This window comes from Streptomyces sp. NPDC033966 (assembly GCF_055575955.1).
In genome coordinates this window covers 279343-295965 of the sequence record NZ_JBVIRQ010000006.1, presented here as the reverse complement: position 1 = coordinate 295965, position 16623 = coordinate 279343, and the positions used below count along the sequence as shown (strand labels likewise).

Below are 16623 nucleotides of genomic sequence, written 5' to 3'. Positions count from 1 at the left end.
CGGTCATGGCCAGACACCACTACCGGTGCCCCCTCCGCTGGGCGGACATGGATGCCTTCGGGCACGTCAACAACGTCGTCTTCCTCCGCTACCTGGAGGAGGCGCGCATCGACTTCATGTTCCGCCTGGCGCCGGGGGAGGGCAGCGACTCCTTCACGGGCGGTTCCGTCGTGGCCCGTCACGAGATCGACTACAAGCTGCCCCTCGTGCACCGGCACGAGCCGGTGCTCATCGAGTCCTGGGTGACCCGGATAGGCGCCGCGTCCCTGACCATCCGCTACGAGGTCAAGGACGAGGCGACCGAGGACGCGCCGGAGACCGTCTACGTCCGTGCCGAGACGGTCGTCGTGCCCTACAACCTCGCCGAGGGGCGGCCCCGCCGCATCACCGACGAGGAACGGCACTTCCTGGAGCAGTACCTCGACAAGCCCGAGGACGCTCCCGCGGCCGCCGGAAGGCGCCTCGCGGCATGAGCGGACAGCTGCGCCTCGCGGACTCCGGGGAGGCGGCGGACCTCGCCGCCTTCCTGGGCCGGCTGGTGCACTACGACCGTGCCGCCGCCGTACGCCTCCAGGCGGCGGCGGGCGGCGGCGCGCTCGCCGTCTTCGGACGCCCGCCCTCCTTCGACGTCCTGGCCGTCCGCACGGCACGCCTCGCCGAGCCCCTCGCGACCCCGCTGGACGTCACCGTCTCCGCGGGCGAGCTGCTGGAGGCCGTCGACGAGAGCGGCGCCGCGGTGACCGTGCCCGGCCCCGTCACCGGCCCGCCCTGGGCCGGGGTCCTGCCGCCCCGCGGCGGCTGGCGTCCGGTCCCCGGCCTGCCCGCCGCCGAGGCGGTACGCGCGGCCGTTGCCGCCGCCGTCGCCGAGTTCCGCGCCCGCGACGAGGCCCTGCCCCCGCAGCACCGGACCCGCTCCGAGCGGGACCGCATCGGCCGCGAGATCTGGTCGCGGACCCTCGGCGACACCGAGCTGCCGCTGCGCGCCGTGCACGCCGCCCAGTCCCTGGGCTTCCTGCGCCCGGTACGCGCCGCGGTACCCGCCGGCCCCGCGGCCGTCCCCTCCGCTTCCGGTTCCGGTTCCGGGGGCTCCGCCACCGGCGCCCCGGACCCGTTGGAGCTGCTCGCCTCCGGGGGGTGGCTGCGGCTGCGCACCCCGTACGGCTCCGTCGCCCTGCGCCGTCCCGGCGCCCTCGCCGGCCTGGGCGCCATCCAGGTGCGGCCCGTCTAGGGACCGTCCAGGGCACGTCTTCCGGATCAGGCTCGTCCGCCCACCGGACAACGGGGGGCGGACGAACCTGTACCGTGCGCTGGGCCGGGTTACGGGTTGAACGAGTGCACGTGGTTCGGGCGGCTCACGACGAACTCGTTCATGAGGATCGTCCGCGATTCGCCGTCCGACGTGTTCGAACACCACTCGAAGGCGCGGTGCGGGACCGTCTCCTGGAAGCGGTCCCGCCACTCGACGCCGTCGCCCGAGTACGCGTAGCAGTACCAGATCTGGTTGACGGCACTGACGTCACCGCCGTAGACGACGGCGCTCTCACCGGGGCCGATCCGCCACCAGCCCTCCTTCACCCAGTTGCTGCCGTCGGAGCAGTTGGGCTGGTGCCGCTCGACCATCGTCCAGATTTCCCGGTGGTAGTTGTTCTGGAACCTCATGGACATGACGCGCCTCCTATTCCGAGTCCGGCTGCCTGCGGGCGGCCGGACTTCCGTCGGACTGGTACACGGGTGCCGGACCGCGGCCGGGATGGGACGCGCTCGTACTCTCGTGCGGGCCGGGAGCCGCGGCGGGCCGACCCGTGGCGAGGGCGCGGTCCAGTGCCTCCGCGTCCGCGTCGGTCTTCGGATCCACCGCGTCCGCAGTGTCCTGTGACATGGAACCTCCAGTTCCGTCGATGCTGGTGCGACGGAGAGGTTCCCGGAAGGGTGCGCCGGGTATCGCGGCCCGCCCGCCCGTGCCCCGTACGGGCCTGGACCGGACGCTCGTCCGGGGGCCCGCGTACGGCCGCTTGCAGGGGCCCGTACTGCGCGGGGTCTAGCCCGCGGTGTTGATCATCGAGGCGGCCGCGTAGGTCAGGTAGCGCCACAGCTGCGCCTCGTGGTGCGGCGCGAGCCCCAGCTCGTCCACCGCCACGCGCATGTGGGCGAGCCACGCGTCGTGCGCGGCCGCGTCCACCTGGAACGGCGCGTGCCGCATCCGCAGGCGCGGGTGCCCGCGGTGCTCGCTGTACGTCGTCGGGCCGCCCCAGTACTGCATCAGGAACAGTGCGAACCGCTCCTCGGCGGGCCCGAGGTCCTCCTCCGGGTACATCGGACGCAGCAGCGGGTCCCCCGCGACCCCCTGGTAGAAGCGGTGGACCAGACGGCGGAAGGTCTCCTCGCCGCCCACCTGCTCGTAGAAGGTCGTCTCCTGGACCGTGCTCTGCGCGTCGTCATTCACCCGACCATCGTCTCAGACGCCCGGACGGAGGACCCCGGTCCTAGGACCGCCCGGTGCCCGGCCCGGCGGCCGAGAGGTCGCACCCGGGGCCCGCCCGCAGCACAGTGGAGACATGGGCACGGGGAAGGCCGCGGAGAAGGACCTGCGGGAGACGGCGCACGCCGCCCAGGTCCGGGAACTCACCGCCGCCGGCGTGCTGGAGGACCCGGCCTGGCGGGCGGCCTTCGCCGCCGTGCCCCGGCACCTGTTCGTGCCGTACTTCTGGACCGGCCGTGGAGCGGGGTACGAGCGGCTGTGGGGCGAGGACCCGGACCCCGAGCGCCGGGCCCGCTGGCTGCGCGGGGTGTACACCGACGCCCCGCTCGCGACGCGGCTGCGCGACGGCGAGCTCGTCTCCTCCAGCAGCCAGCCCTCCCTGATGGCGAAGATGCTGGACTCGCTCCAGGTGCGTGACGGGGACAACGTGCTGGAGATCGGCGCCGGAACCGGCTACAACGCGGCCCTGCTCTGCCACCGGCTCGGCGACGGCCTCGTCACCACGGTGGACCTGGACGAGGAGATCACCGAGTCGGCGCGCTCCCACCTGGCCCGGCTCGGCTACCGGCCCGCCGTGGTCACCGGCGACGGGGCGCGCGGCTGCCCGGCCCGGGCGCCCTTCGACCGGATCCTCGTGACCTGCACCCTGCCGCTGATCCCGCCCGCCTGGCTCGGCCAGTGCCGGCCGGGGGCGCGGATCCTGGCCCCGCTGTCGACCGGGCTGATCGCGCTGACCGTCCGGGACGCCGGTTTCGCGGAGGGCCGCTTCCTGCACACCTCCGCGTACTTCGTGCCGCTGCGCGGGGCCACGGCCGCGCCGGGTCCGCCCGGGGCGACCGGGCCGCTGCACGGGATCCCGTACGAACTGGTGGAGAACGAGCGCTTCCAGTTCCTGCTGATCCTGACCGCGGACGTGCTCCACCCCCGCGAGGCGCTCGACCTGTGGCGCGGCGAGGGCCGGCCGGCGCGCGAGCGGTTCGGGGTCACGGTCACCCCGGAGGGGCAGTGGGCCTGGCTCGACGATCCCCAGGGGCCCTACGTGTGGCCCCTGGGGGAGGGCGGACCGGCCACCCCGGACAGGCCCTAGCCCCGGCGGACCGTGATGGTGGTCCAGGCGCCGAGGTGGACGCGGTCGCCGTCGGCGAGGGGCACGGGCACGTACGGCTGGATGGGGTCCTCGCCGCCGTTGATGGTGGTGCCGTTGGTGGAGTTCTGGTCGACCACGGCCCAGGTCAGGTCCGGCTGCTGGACCAGCACCGCGTGCTGGTGGGAGACGCCCGGGTCCTCCGGGGGCACCGACAGGTCGATGTCCGGCGCCTCGCCCGTGGAGGCGCGGCGGCGGCCGATGGTGATCTGCCCGCCGGAGAGCGGGAGGTGGAGCTCCGGGGAGTAGGCGGGCAGGTTGAGCGCGGCGGCCTCGGGACCGCTGCGCTGCATCATCGCCATGAAGTACGAGCGGTCGGGTCCGATCGTCGCGGACCAGGACGCGCTGCCGCTGCGGTCCGGGGCCGCGAAGGGCTCGGACTGCGGCGGCTCCGGCTGCTGGTACTCGGGCTGCGGTACGGGCTGCGGCTGCACCGGCTGCGGTACGGGCTGCTCCTGCGCGGGCGGCTGGAGGAGCCAGTCGTCCTCGCCCTGGAGCGGCTCCGCCGGCCGGTTGACCCGCGACGGGCGGGAGCCCTGGTACTCGAAGTGGTCCTGGGAGAACACCGGCTGGGGCGGGGCCGGCGGCGGGGGCGGCGGGGTGGCCACCGCGCCGGTGCCGGGCCCGGCGGCGCCCTGGACCCCGCCCGGTGCGGGCTCGGCGGCGTACGGGGTCGCCGAGCGGGTGAGGAAGTTGTACCGGCACTCCTCGCAGAAGGGGGCCATCGCCTCGCGCGGGGTCCGGCACTGCGGGCACAGTTCGGCCTGGGCGGTCGGCTCGCCGCCGGTGGGAGGGTAGCCGTAGCCGTAGGAAGGCGCAGCGGGGGCGGCGGCGGGGGCGGTCATGCGGAGGCCGCAGACCTCGCACCAGTCGTCGGAGGCGGACTGGTGGCCGTTCGGGCAGGTCGGCATCGCGGCGGTTCCCCCTTTTTCCTGCGTCATCGCGTCAGGCTTCTTCTCAGGTCTTCTTCACTCGGACGGTCTGCGTCGAACGCGTTTCAAGGGTCATCTCGTCGGCATCGGCGACCTTCGCCTTCAGCCGCACAGTACCCGCCACCGCGTCCACGACATCCACCACCTTCGCGAGCAGTTTGGCGGTGTCGGCGTTCCCGGAGGCGCTCGCCAACTGCACGGCACGGCCCAGCTTCGCCGTCGCGCTGTCGACATCGCCCATTTTGCGGGCTTCCAGGCCCTGCTGGATAGCCTCCGCGAGCTCCGCCTGTCCCGTGTAGTGCGCCACCTGGGGGCTGATGGCCGTCGAGGCGGCCAGGTCGTCCGTCCACACCGCCCGGACCAGTCCCTGCGCGAGCGGGGGCCGCGGTCCGCCGTCCGGCCCCGGCAGGACCAGCGAGGCCCGGGCGGCCAGCATCTCCTGGCCCACGGAGGCGCCCGGCACCCGGACGCACACGTGGTACTCGCGGGACTCGTCGCCCCACGAGCCGGTCGGGTAGTCCCCAGCCCGTGGGCCCGCCTCGGTACGGCGGCCGGTCAGGTCGTGGACGGAGGGCGAGACCTGCTTGACGTACTGGACCTCGGCGCCGACCGGGGTCCACAGGCGCAGCGCGACGTCCGCGACCTCCTTGCCCATGACCTGCTCCATCATGCGCGTGAAGTCCTCGGCGAGATGGGCCGGATCGGCGACGATGTCGGCGGAGCCGAGCAGCGCGCTCGCGATCCCGGTCACCTCCTTCACCTCCCAGTCCGTGCCCACCCCGCGGGCGTCGCAGGTGAAGCGGCCGGCGCAGGCGTCGAGGGTGGCGCGCAGCACGGCCGGGTCCTCGTGCTCGTTGCGGCCGTCGGTGAGCAGGATGCCGTGCCGGATCGTCGCCGGGGTGCGGCGCAGCAGGCCGTCGGCGAGCCGCAGCCACGTCCCGATGGCCGTGCCGCCGCCCGACCGCAGGCCGCGCAGGGCCTCCTTGGCCTGGGCGCGGGTGGCGGGCCCGGCGGTGGCGAGGCCGCCCTGGCCGGGGTAGACCTCCTTGGCCTCGTGCGTCCCGGCGATCACGGCGAAGGCCGTGCCGTCGCGCAGGGTGTCGATCGCGGCGGCGGTGGCCTCGCGGGCGCCGCGCATCTTGTCCGGCGGGTACTCCATGGAACCGGAGCAGTCCACCATGATCACGACGGCCGCGTCCTGGCCGCCGGGCGCGTGCGCGGCGGTGGCCGTGGCTCCGCCGGTGGAGGTGACCGTCACGATGGCGTGCACGTCGCGCCCGCCCGCGGGCAGGAACTCGTTCTGGTACACCTCCACGTTGAAGCGGGGTGCGCTCGGCTTGGCGAAGTTCGCCATCGGTCGGTCTCCTCCTCCGGGCCGGCTGGGGCGGCGGGTGGTCAGGCCCGGGGGCGGGCCTGCGGTTCCGCTTCGGGTTCCGCTTCGGGCTGGGCGTGGGCTTCGGCCGGGCCCGCGAAGGGCACGACGGCGACGGTGATGTTGTCGTGGCCGCCCCCGTCCAGGGCGTGTCCGACCAGGACCTGCGCGCTGTGCAGCGGCCGGTCGGCGGCGTCCGCGGGCAGGACCTGCGCCATCTCCCGCGCGGACTCGGCGTAGTTCCACAGGCCGTCCGTGCAGACGACCACCACGCCGGGGTGGTCCGGTCTGAAGCTGGCGGTGTGCGGGTCGAGGTCGTACGCGTCGGCGCCGAGCCAGCCGGTGATGGCGTGGGCCCGGACGTCTGCGTAGGCCTCGGCCTCGCCCATCAGGCCCGCCGCGACCATCTGCGCGGCCCAGGAGTCGTCCTCGGTGAGCCGGCGGGCCAGGGCGGCGCGGTCGTCCGGCACCCAGTAGGCGCGGCTGTCGCCGACCCATCCGATGGTCAGCACACCGCCGCTGACGACGGCTCCGACAAGCGTGCAGGCGGGGGCGTTCTGCGCGCCGGGGGCCGGCGGGGCGAGCGCGTTCACCGCGGTGGCCGCCGCGAGGATCGCCCCGCGCATGGCCTCCACCGGGTCGGCGCCGCGCGGAAGGGCTTCGAGCAGTGCCTCGTTGGCGGCACCGGCGGCGGCGGCCGAGGCCTCGTCGGGGCGGCTGGCGGAGGAGACGCCGTCACAGACGATCGCGACGGTCGCGGCGGAGCCGTCGGGCAGGGCGGTCGCCGACACGGCGAAGGAGTCCTCGTTGCGGTGGTGGCGCAGGCCGCGGTCGCTGACGGCGGCGACGCTGCAGAGCTCCTCCTCCATGTGGTCCCGCTCGCGGGGCTGCGCGTGGCCGCAGTGCTCGCAGTACCCGTCGGTGTCCACGTGTCCGGTGCGGCAGGCGACGCAGGTCCTGCCGTCGCCCTGCGGGGCGGGCGCGTACGGGTCCTCCTGCGGGGCGGGCGCGTACGGCTCCTCGCCCCCGGTGCCGGGCGGGTCGTGGCGCACCCCGCCGGCGCCCTGCGGGGCAGAGCCGTACGGGTCCTCCTGCGGGGCGCCGGCGTACGGCTCCTCGGGGCCGGCGGCGGAGGCCCAGGGGGCGCCCGGGCCGGGCTCGCCCTCCCAGCCGGGCGCGGGCACGCCGTACCCGGCCGGGGTCCCGCCGTAGCCGGGGGCGGAGTACGTGGCCCCGGCCGGGACGGGGGCGGGAGCGGGCTCGGCGCCGGACGCGGCCGGGATCCCGCCCGCCGGGGCGCCGTACTCCCAGCCGGGCGCCGTCACCGGAGCGGGAGCCGGAGCCGGAGCCGGAGCCGGGGCGGCCGGGGGCTCGTGACCCGCCCGGACCGTCGCGCCCGTGGTCGGGGTGACCGGGAGGGTCGGGGTGGGGTCCGCGTCCGGGGGCGCGGCGGAGAGGGCGTATCCGCACACGCCGCAGAAACGGTCACCCTCCTCCAGGGGCTCCGCGCAGCTGGGGCAGCCCGACAGCCGATGCATCGACATCACTCACACCCACGTCCGGGGACGGAAACGGTTTGCCCGTTCCACCAGTTCGATCCGCTCCTCGCCCCGCTGGGCCAGCCGGGCGAGGACGCGGTAGGAGCGTTCCAGGCCGAAGCGCAGCCCCCGCTCGTCCAGTTGACTGCCGAGCAGCGAGGTCCGGCCGGGGTCGGCACCCCGGCTACCCGACAGTACCCAGTCCAGGGCGGAGCCCAGAACCTCCGTCGCCAGCCGCTCCTGCCGCTCCGGATCCAGGCCGAACCGCCGCAGCGCCTCCACCTGGTCGGAAGCCGCCGCGAGGTCGGCCAGCAGTTCCTCGCCCGGGGACCGGTCGCGCAGGCGTGCCCGTACCGCCGCCACCCGTGCGGCGGTGTAGTGGATCGACGCCTCCGGAACGGATTCCAGGGTGCGCACCGCCGCGTCCCGGTCTCCGGCCGCCAGTTGGACCCGGGCCAGCCCGAAGGCCGCGCTCACGAAGCCCGGGTCGGTGATCCAGACGAGCCGGTAGTACTCGGCGGCGTTGTCCAGCTGGCCCAGGATCTCCGCGCACAGCCCGAGCGCCAGCTTCGGCGCCGGCTCGCCCGGGAAGGCGTCGTAGACGGCGTCGAAGGACAGGGCCGCTATCTCGTCGTCCCCGGTGGCCAGGGAGGCGATCCCGCGCGCCCACACCACCCGCCAGTCGTCCGGATGGCGGGCCTCCAGCTCGGCCAGGGCGCCGGCGGCCACGGCCAGTTCGCCCAGTTCGAGCCGGGCGCGCAGCTCCCGCAGCCGCAGCTCCGCGGAGTCGGCCGGGGCCGCGCCCAGGGCGCCCAGCAGGTCGGCGGGCGCGGAGGCGAGGAGTCCGGCGAGGAAGCCGGCATTGGGGTCGGACGGGTCCACCAGCGGTACCGGCAGGGCGAGCGCGGTGTCACGGGCGTCGAGCACCGCGAGCCCCGCCGTCGCCGGCGCGGGCGTACGGGGCGCCGGGAGCGGTGCGAACGCCTGCCCGTGGACCGCCGGCGCCGGCCGGGGCCCGGGCACCGGGGTCCCGGACACGTGGGTGGCGGTGGTCCCCAGCGGGGGCAGCGCGCCGCCGCCGGCGGGCGGAACCGGCGCGGGGACGACGCCGGCCGGCCCCACCCCCGGGCCCTGCCCCGCCCCGCCCCGCACACCCGCCGGGGCGGCCGCCGCCACCGCGGGCACCGACCCCGCCGCCGGCCCCGCCGCCGGCCCGGCACCCGCCGGCCCGGCACCCGGCGTACCCGGCGTACCCGCGCCGGCGGAGCGCCGGCCGAAGAGGGACCCGCCCCGCCGGGGGGCCACGGACCGCACGCCCAGCCGGGACACCTCCGTCCCCGGTGCGTCCTCGTACAACTCGGTGTCCGGAACTCGCAGTTCCGGACCGAAGAGGGTCGACAGCCACGGCCGCGGCCGGCCCGTCTGCAGCGCGACGACCTCCCGCAGCACCCCCGTCAGCTGGTCCGCCATCTCCTGGGCCGACGCGAACCGCCGCCCCGGATCCGGATCCGTCGCCCGTACCAGCAGCCGGTAGAAGGACTCGTACCGCTGGAACACCTCGATGTGCTCCGGATCCGGCAGCGAGTCCACGAACACGTTCGTGTAGCCCTGGAAGTCGAACGTCAGCACCGCCAGGGTGCGCGCCACCGTGTACAGGTCCGAGGCCACCGAGGGCCCCAGCTCCGCCACCTCCGGCGCCTGGTAGCCCACCGTGCCGTAGATGGCCGACTCCTCGTCGTCCATCCGCCGCACCGCGCCCATGTCGATGAGCTTCAGCTGGTCCTGCTGCTGGATCGCGTTGTCGACCTTGAAGTCGCAGTACAGCAGGTTGCGGCTGTGCAGGTGCCCGAGCGCCTCCAGGGCCTCGATGCCGTACGCGCACGCCTGCTCCACCGGCAGCGGATCGCGCCGCCCGTCCGGCCGACGCCGCTCGTTGGCGATCTCCTTCAGCGACTTGCCGCCCACGTACTCCATGACGATGTACCCGTCCAGCGAACCCGTCCGCTGGTCCAGGTGCTCCACGAAGTTGTAGATCCGCACGATGTTCGAGTGCTCGATCTCCGCGAGGAAGCGCCGCTCGGAGATCGCCGCCTCCATCGCGTCCTGGTCCCCGGTGTCGAGCAGGCCCTTGAGCACCACCCACCGGTCCGACACCGCCCGGTCCACCGCCAGGTAGACCCAGCCGAGCCCGCCGTGCGCGAGGCAGCCCGCCACCTCGTACTGGCCGTGCACCACGTCACCGGCGCGCAGCTTGGGCACGAAGGAGTACGGGTGCCCGCACTTGGTGCAGAAGCCCTCCGTACGCCCCGGCCGGTCCCCGCGCGCCCGGCCCACCGGCGCCCCGCAGTCCGAGCGCGAGCAGAACCGCTTGCGCTCCGGCACCTCCGGGTTCTCCAGCACCGCCGCCGCAGGATCCGGACGCGGCACCTCCGGGACGCTGACCAGCCCCGCGCCCAGCCGGCTGCGCCCCGACGAGGACGCCGACGAGCCCGAACTGCGCACCGACACCGACCGGGTGGACGCGGCCCCGGGCAGCGAACGCGACAGCCGCCCCGACACCGAACGCCGCGAGGACGAGGACCGCGAGGACCGTGACGAGCGGGCCGACGCCGAGGAACGGCCGGAACCGCGCGAGCCCGCCGAACCCCGGGAGTCGCCCTGCCGGGCGGCGCTCGTCATCCCCGTCGGCGGCGACACCAGCTCCTCCGCGCCCGCCGCGACCGCACCCACCGGAGCGAGCCCGCAGGTGTCGCAGTACACCTCGCCGCCGCCCATGTCCTCGTACGCCCCCGGGCAGCCGGGACGAAGGCAGGGCGATCCGATCAGGCTCATGCCTCCTCCTCCCCCGGCCGCTCGGGCCGGTGGTCCTGCGGCGCCAGCGCCTCCGCCGTCGCCTGCTGGTAGCGCCACACCGCCTGCTCGGCGGCCCGCAGGTCGCAGGGCGCGCTCCACAGCATCCGCCGGGCCGCGTCGTACCGCTCGATCAGCAGCGGGTCCGCCGCCAGACCGTGCCGGGCCGCCTTCGCCTTGTACGCGTCGAGCCGCCCGCGCAGCTCCGCCCGGACCGCCAGCGGCGCCGTCACCGCGGTCAACGATTCACGGGCCCGCCGCAGTTCCTCCTCGGCCCGGTCCTCCAGCGCGTCGAGCAGCGGGGACAGCCGGTGCCACTGCGACTGCCGCCGGTACTCGGCCGCAGCCGCCAGCTGCTCCTGCAGGGCCGTCGGCGGACCGCTGACCGCCGGCACCTCCGACGCCGCGATCTTCGCCAGCACCTCGCCGCGCGCCGTCCGCGCCTCCGACAGGGTCCGGTCGGCCCGCGACAGCAGGTCCCGCACCGCGATCAGCCGCTGCTCCGCGTCCTGCCGTACGGTCAGGACCGCCTCGACCTCACGCCGTACGTCGTCCAGCGCGCGCGCCGCCCGGTCGTAGCGGGCGGTGTCCGGACGGCCCCCGCCGGGGGCGGAACTCCCCGGCGCCGCCACCCAGAAGGCCAGCGGGTCCGCGATCACCGCCCGCCGCAGCTCGGCCAGCTCGGCCGTGATCTCCTCCAGGTCGTCCCCCGAGGGGTGCTCGCCCGGCCGGACCCCCACCGAGTGCGCCAGCGAACGCGTCCGGTGCAGCTCGGCGGCGAGCAGGTCGATCCGCGCGGGCAGCGCCGACCACACCGCGTCGGCGGCGACCACCACGTCCAGGGAGGCCGCGTACAGCTCGTTCATCCGGGACACCAGCTCGGCCAGCGAGAAGCGCTCCGCCAGCGCCACGCCCTCCACCCCGGCCCCGGCGATCGTCACCCCCGGCCCGCGCAGCCGCTCCGTCAGCTCGGCCAGGTCCTCCCGGCTCGGCCAGCGGCGCCGCTCACGGATCTCCCGGGCCGCGGCGAGCGCCCCGCTGTACGCGTCGAAGTACGTCCACAGCCGGGTCACCGACGCGTCCGCGGCGGCCCACCGCTCCTTGGTGACCCCGCTCAGCGCGGCCCCCTCCAGCAGCCGCCGGCCCGCGTGGTCCTGGAGCGCGAGCAGGGAGGTCTCGACGGCCTCGTGCTCCGCGCCCAGGCGCGCCAGCGCACGGTCCACGTCGTCCCGGTCCATCACCGCGGACCCCGCCCCCGGCAGGCCCGCACGGAACCCGCCCGCATGGACCCCGCCCGCATGAAGCCCGTTCCGCTCGCTCACGTACCGCTCCGAATCCGCCATGGGCCTCAGCCGTCCCGGTACTTGGGCGCCGGCGGCACGCTCGCCTTCGGCAGGACGTCCTCGAAGTGCTTCTTGTACGAGGTCGCCCACGGGCTCTGGTCACCGCCCGACCGGTAGTTCTCCAGCACCTTGTTCACCCTGCGCACCAGGTCGGAGGCGTCCTTGTTCATCGCCACCCCGTAGAACTCGCGGGTGAACGGCGCCCCGACCAGCTGCACCGACGGGTCCTGCGCCGCCTGCCCGGCGGCCAGCGCGTTGTCCGTGATGATCCCGTCCACCTCGCCCAGCTGGAGCCGCACCAGGCAGTCCAGCTGGTTGGCCACCGACACCCCGACCGCCCCGTACGACTGGGACCTCAGGGCCGCCTCCGCCGTGGAACCGGCCGCCGTGCAGATCCGGCGGCCCTTCAGCGAGGCGTCGTACCCGGTGATCGGCGAACCCTTGGGGGCCAGCACCTGCTGGCCCGCCTCGAAGTAGGCCGTCGAGAACGCGACGTCCTCCAGGCGCTTGCAGTTGATCGTCATGGTCCGCACCACGATGTCGACCCGGCCCTCCTGGAGCGCGGGGACCCGCTGACTGGTCGGGATCGCCCGGTAGATGACCAGGTCCTCGTTGCCCAGGATGTCCTTCGCTATGGCCTTGACCAGGTCGATGTCGAAACCGTCCAGGTGGCCGTCGGGATTGCGGTAGCCCCACTTGAAGCTGTTCTGGTCCACGCCCGCCACCAGCTTGCCCGCCTTGCGGATCCGCTCGATCGCCGGGCCGTCCAGCCCCGCCGGGCGCAGACTGGCCTCCGGGTCCTGGCAGGTGTCGGCCGGCGCGTACGGGACCACCGCCACCGAAGCGGGCTCGTGGACCACCCCGGACCCGCCGGCGGGCGAGGACCCGGCCAGCGGCAGCAGGACCGCGGCCGCCGTCACCGCGCAGGCCGCGGCCATCGCGCTGACCCCGCCCCAGCCGCGCAGCCGGCCCGCCGCGCGCCGGAACCCGGCCGCGCCGGACGGGAGCGGCGCGCCGCTCCCGGCCCGCTCCGGCGTACCCGTCCCGTACGGCTCCTGCCGCTCCGGCCGTGTCCCTCGTATCCGCATCGATCTCACCTGTACTCCGAAAGCCTGCGGCCGATGCCGAGGAGGGCCGCCGCCGCGCCGGCGACCGCCAGCACCGCCGAGCCGGTCACCAGCCCGCCCAGCGCGCCGAGCCCGTCCCGGGCGGCCAGGGTGAACTGCTTCTGCTCATGGGCCACGGCCCGCTCCAGGGAAGCGTCCACCGTGTCGAACGAGGCCCCGCTGCTGTCCTTGTGCTTCTCGTCCCCGATGACCAGGGGCAGGGCCTGCTCGTAGTCGCCCTTCATGTCGGCGTCCCGGGCCGCCGCGTGCCGCTGCTTCCACTGCGCCACACCCTCGACGGCCTTCGAGACCGGCTCCCGGCCCGTCCCGTCGTCGGCCAGCCGCAGCGCCCGCGCCAACCCGGCGTCGAGCTGCTTCATGTTCTTCTCGTAGTCCACGTCGTACTTGTCGGACTTCTTGTCCTCGGCCAGTACGGCACCCCGCGCGATCAGCGTCAGGTTCTCGTTCGCCCGCGCCTGGAGCGAGGCGATCCGCGCGTCGTTGAGCACCTTCAACGACTCCTGGCCGTCCGCCCTGGCCTCGCCCAGCCCCGCCCGCGCGACCGACTGACCCACCGCCAGCCACAGCAGCACCACCGCCGCCGCGGCCGTCGCCGCCAGCAGCCCGTGGTTGAAGACCCGGTTGGTACGACGGTAGTTGCGCCGCTGCGCCCACACCAGGGCGCCCAGCGCGAGCACGCCCGCGCCCGTCGCCGCCACCGGCCAGGACCGGGCCTCGTCGTAGTCCGTGTACAGCCGGCCCGTCTCCGCCTCGTACAGCCGCTGCGCGGCGGGCAGCAGCACCGTGCTCATCTGCTCGTTGGCGTAGCGCAGGTAGGCGCCGCCCAGCGGCAGGCCCTGCCGGTTCGTGGCGCGGGCCTGCTCGATCAGACCGGTGTACCGGGGCAGCTGCTCGCCGAGCAGCGCGATCTCCTTGCGGGACTCCCCGCCGGCCCCGGTGTTGGCGGCCGCGCTCACCAGCAGCCGGGAGGCGTTCGCGATGTCCTTCTCGTAGCGCTGGCGGACCTCCCGGGGCTCCTGGGCACCCGCGAGGAAACCGCTGGAGGAGGCCGTGTCGGCGTCGGCGAGGGAGCGGTAGATGCTCGCGGCGTCCGCGCTCAGCGGCTGACTGCGGCCCACCACGTCCTCCGCGGCGGTGACCCGGCCGGACACCTCCCACACCGCGACCGTGCCGAACAGCACGACCAGGGCGGCCAGCACCGCGCCGATGATCCGCAGCCGGCCCGGCTCGGTCGTCGCCGCGACGCGCACCCGCTCCACGCCCTCGGCCCACGCCGTACTGCGCCCCGGCGGCGCGGACGGTCTCCCGTCCGGTCCGGCGGGCGCCCCGGAGGTACCGCCCCCGGGCGCGGACGCGCGTGTCGTGATGGCCACCGTGACCTCCCCCTCGGTCCCTCTGCTCCGCAGCAGTATGGCCCCAGCGGCGCCCGACCACAGCACCCGGTGCCCGATCTTGGACGATCCCCCTCCCGGACCGGCCGGCCACCGCTCCCGGCTCCTACCCCCGCGGTTTCCCCCCGTCACCCTTCAACGTGAATACGCCGCAGCGGCCCCCGTGGTTCCAGACGTACGCGCCGGCGGCACGGGTTCACTCGAACCGGGCACGCAGCCTCGCCAACGCCCCCGGCGGCGCGCCCAGCGCGTCCAGGCCCAGCAGGGCCGCCCCCAGCACCGGCGGGGCGGTGACCACCGAGACCCGGGCCAGGGGGGCGCGGGCGGCCAGCAGTTCCTCGATCCGGCCGTTCAAGCGCGGGTGCCGGGCCGTGAGCACACCGCCGCCCAGCAGCACCGGCACCTCCCGCTCCAGCAGCCCGAGCCGCTCCAGCGCCACCGAGGCCAGCGCCACCACCTCCTCGGCCTGCCGCTCCACCAGCGCCGCCGCCACCGCGTCGCCCGCCGCCGCCACCGCGAACAGCACCGGCACCAGCTCGTGCAGCCGCCCCCGGCCCAGCCCGCCCAGGTGCAGCGCCTCGATCAGCGCCGCCATCGAAGCCAGCCCGAAGTGCCCGGGCAGCGCCGCCGCCAGGGCCGTCGGCCCGCCGCGCCCGTCCTCGGCGCGCGCCGCCCACCACAGGGCCTCCTGGGCCAGGCCGCCCCCGCCGCCCCAGTCCCCGGAGATCTGCCCCAGCGCGGCGAAGCGGGCGGTCCGCCCGTCGGGCAGCATGCCCACGCAGTTGATGCCCGCCCCGCAGACCACGGCGACCCCGAGCGGGCCGTCCGCGCCCGCCCGCAGGATGGCGAAGGTGTCGTTGCGCACCTCGGTGGCCGCGCCCCAGCCCCGCGCCGCCACCGCCTCGGTGAGCCGGCGCTCCTCCGCCGGCAGGTCGGCGTTGGCCAGACAGGCCGAGACCCGGGCCGCCCGCGGCACCCCGGGCAGTCCGGCGGCCGCCGCCGCCCCGGCGACGGCCTCCGCGAGGACGTCCACGGCCGCCTCCACACCGGACACGGGCGGCTGGAAGCCCCCGGCACGCCCGGTGCCGAGGACCGTGCCGTCGGCGGCGACCAACGCGGCGTCGGTCTTGCTGTTGCCCGCGTCGATCGCGACGACGGCGCAGGCGGGCGGAACGGCTACGCCCACGGCAGGTGCTCCTTGTTGTGCGCGAGCAGCCGGTCGGCCAGCCCCTCGGCCAGGTCGTACTGCCCGACCAGCGGATGGGCCAGGAGGGCCTTGAAGACCCGCTCGCGCCCGCCGCGCAGGGCCGCGTCCAGCGCGAGGTCCTCGTACGCGCTGACGTGCGCGACCAGCCCCGCGTACAGGGGGTCGAGCCGGGGCGCGGGCAGCGGTACCGGGCCGTCGCCGTCGACCCGCGCCTGCACCTCGATCACGGCGTCGTCCGCCAGGAACGGCAGGGTGCCGCCGTTGCGGGCGTTGACCACCTGGACGGACGGTCCGCCGCCGCCGAGCAGGGCCGCCGCGAGGTCCACGGCGGCCTCGGAGTAGAAGGCCCCGCCCCGCTTGGCCAGCAGTGCCGGCTTCTCGTCGAGCGCGGGGTCCCCGTACAGGGCGAGGAGTTCCCGCTCCATCGAGGCGACCTCGGCGGCCCGCGAGGGCTTCTCGCCGAGCTCCCGGACCACCTCGTCGTGGGCGTAGAAGTAGCGCAGGTAGTACGAGGGCACCACGCCGAGCCGGTCCAGCAGCGGGCGCGGCAGGTGCAGGTCGGCGGCGACGGCGTCGCCGTGCTCGGCCAGCAGCCGCGGCAGCACGTCGGCGCCGTCCGGGCCGCCGAGCCGGACCCCGAGCTCCCAGGTCAGGTGGTTGAGGCCGACGTGGTCGAGGTGGACCTCGGCGGGCGCCACGTCCAGCAGTCTCGCGAACTTGCGCTGGAAGCCGATGGCGACGTTGCACAGCCCGACGGCCTTGTGCCCGGCCTGGAGCAGGGCCCGGGTGACGATCCCGACGGGGTTGGTGAAGTCGATGATCCAGGCGTCGGGGGCGGCCCGGCGGACCCGTTCGGCGATGTCGAGGACGACCGGCACGGTCCGCAGGGCCTTGGCGAGGCCGCCCGCGCCGGTGGTCTCCTGGCCGACGCAGCCGCATTCCAGCGGCCACGTCTCGTCCCGCAGCCGGGCCGCCTGCCCGCCGACGCGCAGCTGCAGCAGCACCGCGTCGGCGCCGGCCACGCCCGCGTCCAGGTCGGACGTGGTGGTGACGCGCCCCGGGTGGCCCTGGCGGGCGAAGATCCGCCGGGCCAGGCCGCCGACCAGCTCCAGCCGTTCGGCGGCCGGGTCGACCAGTACGAGTTCGCTGACGGGCAGGGTGTCGCGCAGCCGTGCGAAGCCGTCGACCAGTTCGGGCGTGTAAGTGGAACCGCCGCCCACCACTGCGAGTTTCATCGGGA

General features: G+C 75.4%; 15 protein-coding genes. 3 read left to right on the top strand and 12 right to left on the bottom strand.

The features are described 5' to 3' along the window. Nucleotides 1-5: 5 nt before the first annotated feature. Nucleotides 6-473, top strand: a complete 468-nt coding sequence (locus tag ACZ518_RS19525) for an acyl-CoA thioesterase (protein WP_469114230.1) — start codon at nt 6-8, stop codon at nt 471-473. Further along, nucleotides 470-1228: a DUF8010 domain-containing protein gene (locus ACZ518_RS19520; RefSeq protein ID WP_469114229.1), complete on the top strand. Its 759-nt coding sequence runs from the start codon at nt 470-472 to the stop codon at nt 1226-1228. Before ACZ518_RS19525 ends, ACZ518_RS19520 begins: the two co-directional genes overlap by 4 nt. 89 nt (nt 1229-1317) lie before the next feature. On the opposite strand, the gene ACZ518_RS19515 is transcribed toward ACZ518_RS19520, so the two are convergent. From ACZ518_RS19515 to ACZ518_RS19505, 3 genes are all read right to left on the bottom strand, one after another. Then, on the bottom strand, nt 1318-1665 hold the full coding sequence (locus ACZ518_RS19515; RefSeq protein ID WP_469114228.1) for a DUF1036 domain-containing protein: 348 nt from the start codon (nt 1663-1665) through the stop codon (nt 1318-1320). A 10-nt stretch (nt 1666-1675) separates the two neighbouring features. Further along, nucleotides 1676-1879, bottom strand: coding sequence for a hypothetical protein (locus tag ACZ518_RS19510; protein WP_469114227.1), 204 nt, complete (start codon nt 1877-1879; stop codon nt 1676-1678). Nucleotides 1880-2038: 159 nt separating this feature from the next. Then, nucleotides 2039-2443, bottom strand: coding sequence for a globin (locus tag ACZ518_RS19505; RefSeq protein WP_469114226.1), 405 nt, complete (start codon nt 2441-2443; stop codon nt 2039-2041). Between the two features lie 112 nt (nt 2444-2555). On the opposite strand from ACZ518_RS19505, the gene ACZ518_RS19500 reads away from it, so the two are divergent. Next, nucleotides 2556-3566: a methyltransferase domain-containing protein gene (locus ACZ518_RS19500; protein ID WP_469114225.1), complete on the top strand. Its 1011-nt coding sequence runs from the start codon at nt 2556-2558 to the stop codon at nt 3564-3566. On the opposite strand, the gene ACZ518_RS19495 is transcribed toward ACZ518_RS19500, so the two are convergent. The 9 genes from ACZ518_RS19495 to ACZ518_RS19455 all read right to left on the bottom strand — a co-directional run bounded on the left by ACZ518_RS19495 (nt 3563) and on the right by ACZ518_RS19455 (nt 16618). Then, nucleotides 3563-4564, bottom strand: a complete 1002-nt coding sequence (locus tag ACZ518_RS19495) for an FHA domain-containing protein (RefSeq protein ID WP_469114224.1) — start codon at nt 4562-4564, stop codon at nt 3563-3565. The genes ACZ518_RS19500 and ACZ518_RS19495 overlap by 4 nt on opposite strands. A gap of 16 nt (nt 4565-4580) precedes the next feature. Beyond that, nucleotides 4581-5909, bottom strand: coding sequence for a VWA domain-containing protein (locus ACZ518_RS19490; RefSeq protein WP_469114223.1), 1329 nt, complete (start codon nt 5907-5909; stop codon nt 4581-4583). A 41-nt stretch (nt 5910-5950) separates the two neighbouring features. After that, the gene (locus ACZ518_RS19485; protein WP_469114222.1) at nt 5951-7471 is read right to left on the bottom strand and encodes a protein phosphatase 2C domain-containing protein; all 1521 of its coding nucleotides are present in this window, start codon (nt 7469-7471) and stop codon (nt 5951-5953) included. 3 nt (nt 7472-7474) lie between these two features. Beyond that, nucleotides 7475-10288, bottom strand: a complete 2814-nt coding sequence (locus ACZ518_RS19480) for a serine/threonine-protein kinase (protein WP_469114452.1) — start codon at nt 10286-10288, stop codon at nt 7475-7477. Between the two features lie 5 nt (nt 10289-10293). Then, the gene (locus ACZ518_RS19475) at nt 10294-11553 is read right to left on the bottom strand and encodes a hypothetical protein (protein WP_469114451.1); all 1260 of its coding nucleotides are present in this window, start codon (nt 11551-11553) and stop codon (nt 10294-10296) included. A 110-nt stretch (nt 11554-11663) separates the two neighbouring features. Beyond that, nucleotides 11664-12596 (bottom strand): glutamate ABC transporter substrate-binding protein, encoded by a 933-nt coding sequence (locus ACZ518_RS19470; RefSeq protein ID WP_469114450.1) that lies wholly within the window; start codon nt 12594-12596, stop codon nt 11664-11666. Nucleotides 12597-12751: 155 nt separating this feature from the next. Continuing rightward, the gene (locus tag ACZ518_RS19465; RefSeq protein ID WP_469114221.1) at nt 12752-14158 is read right to left on the bottom strand and encodes a hypothetical protein; all 1407 of its coding nucleotides are present in this window, start codon (nt 14156-14158) and stop codon (nt 12752-12754) included. 214 nt (nt 14159-14372) lie between these two features. Continuing rightward, entirely contained in the window at nt 14373-15362 is a 990-nt protein-coding gene (locus ACZ518_RS19460) for an N-acetylglucosamine kinase (RefSeq protein WP_469114220.1), read from the bottom strand. After that, a complete protein-coding gene (locus tag ACZ518_RS19455) occupies nt 15353-16618 on the bottom strand; it encodes a 6-phospho-beta-glucosidase (protein WP_469114219.1) in 1266 nt (421 codons plus the stop codon). The genes ACZ518_RS19460 and ACZ518_RS19455 overlap by 10 nt, the downstream gene beginning before the upstream one ends. Between the last annotated feature and the right edge of the window lie 5 nt (nt 16619-16623).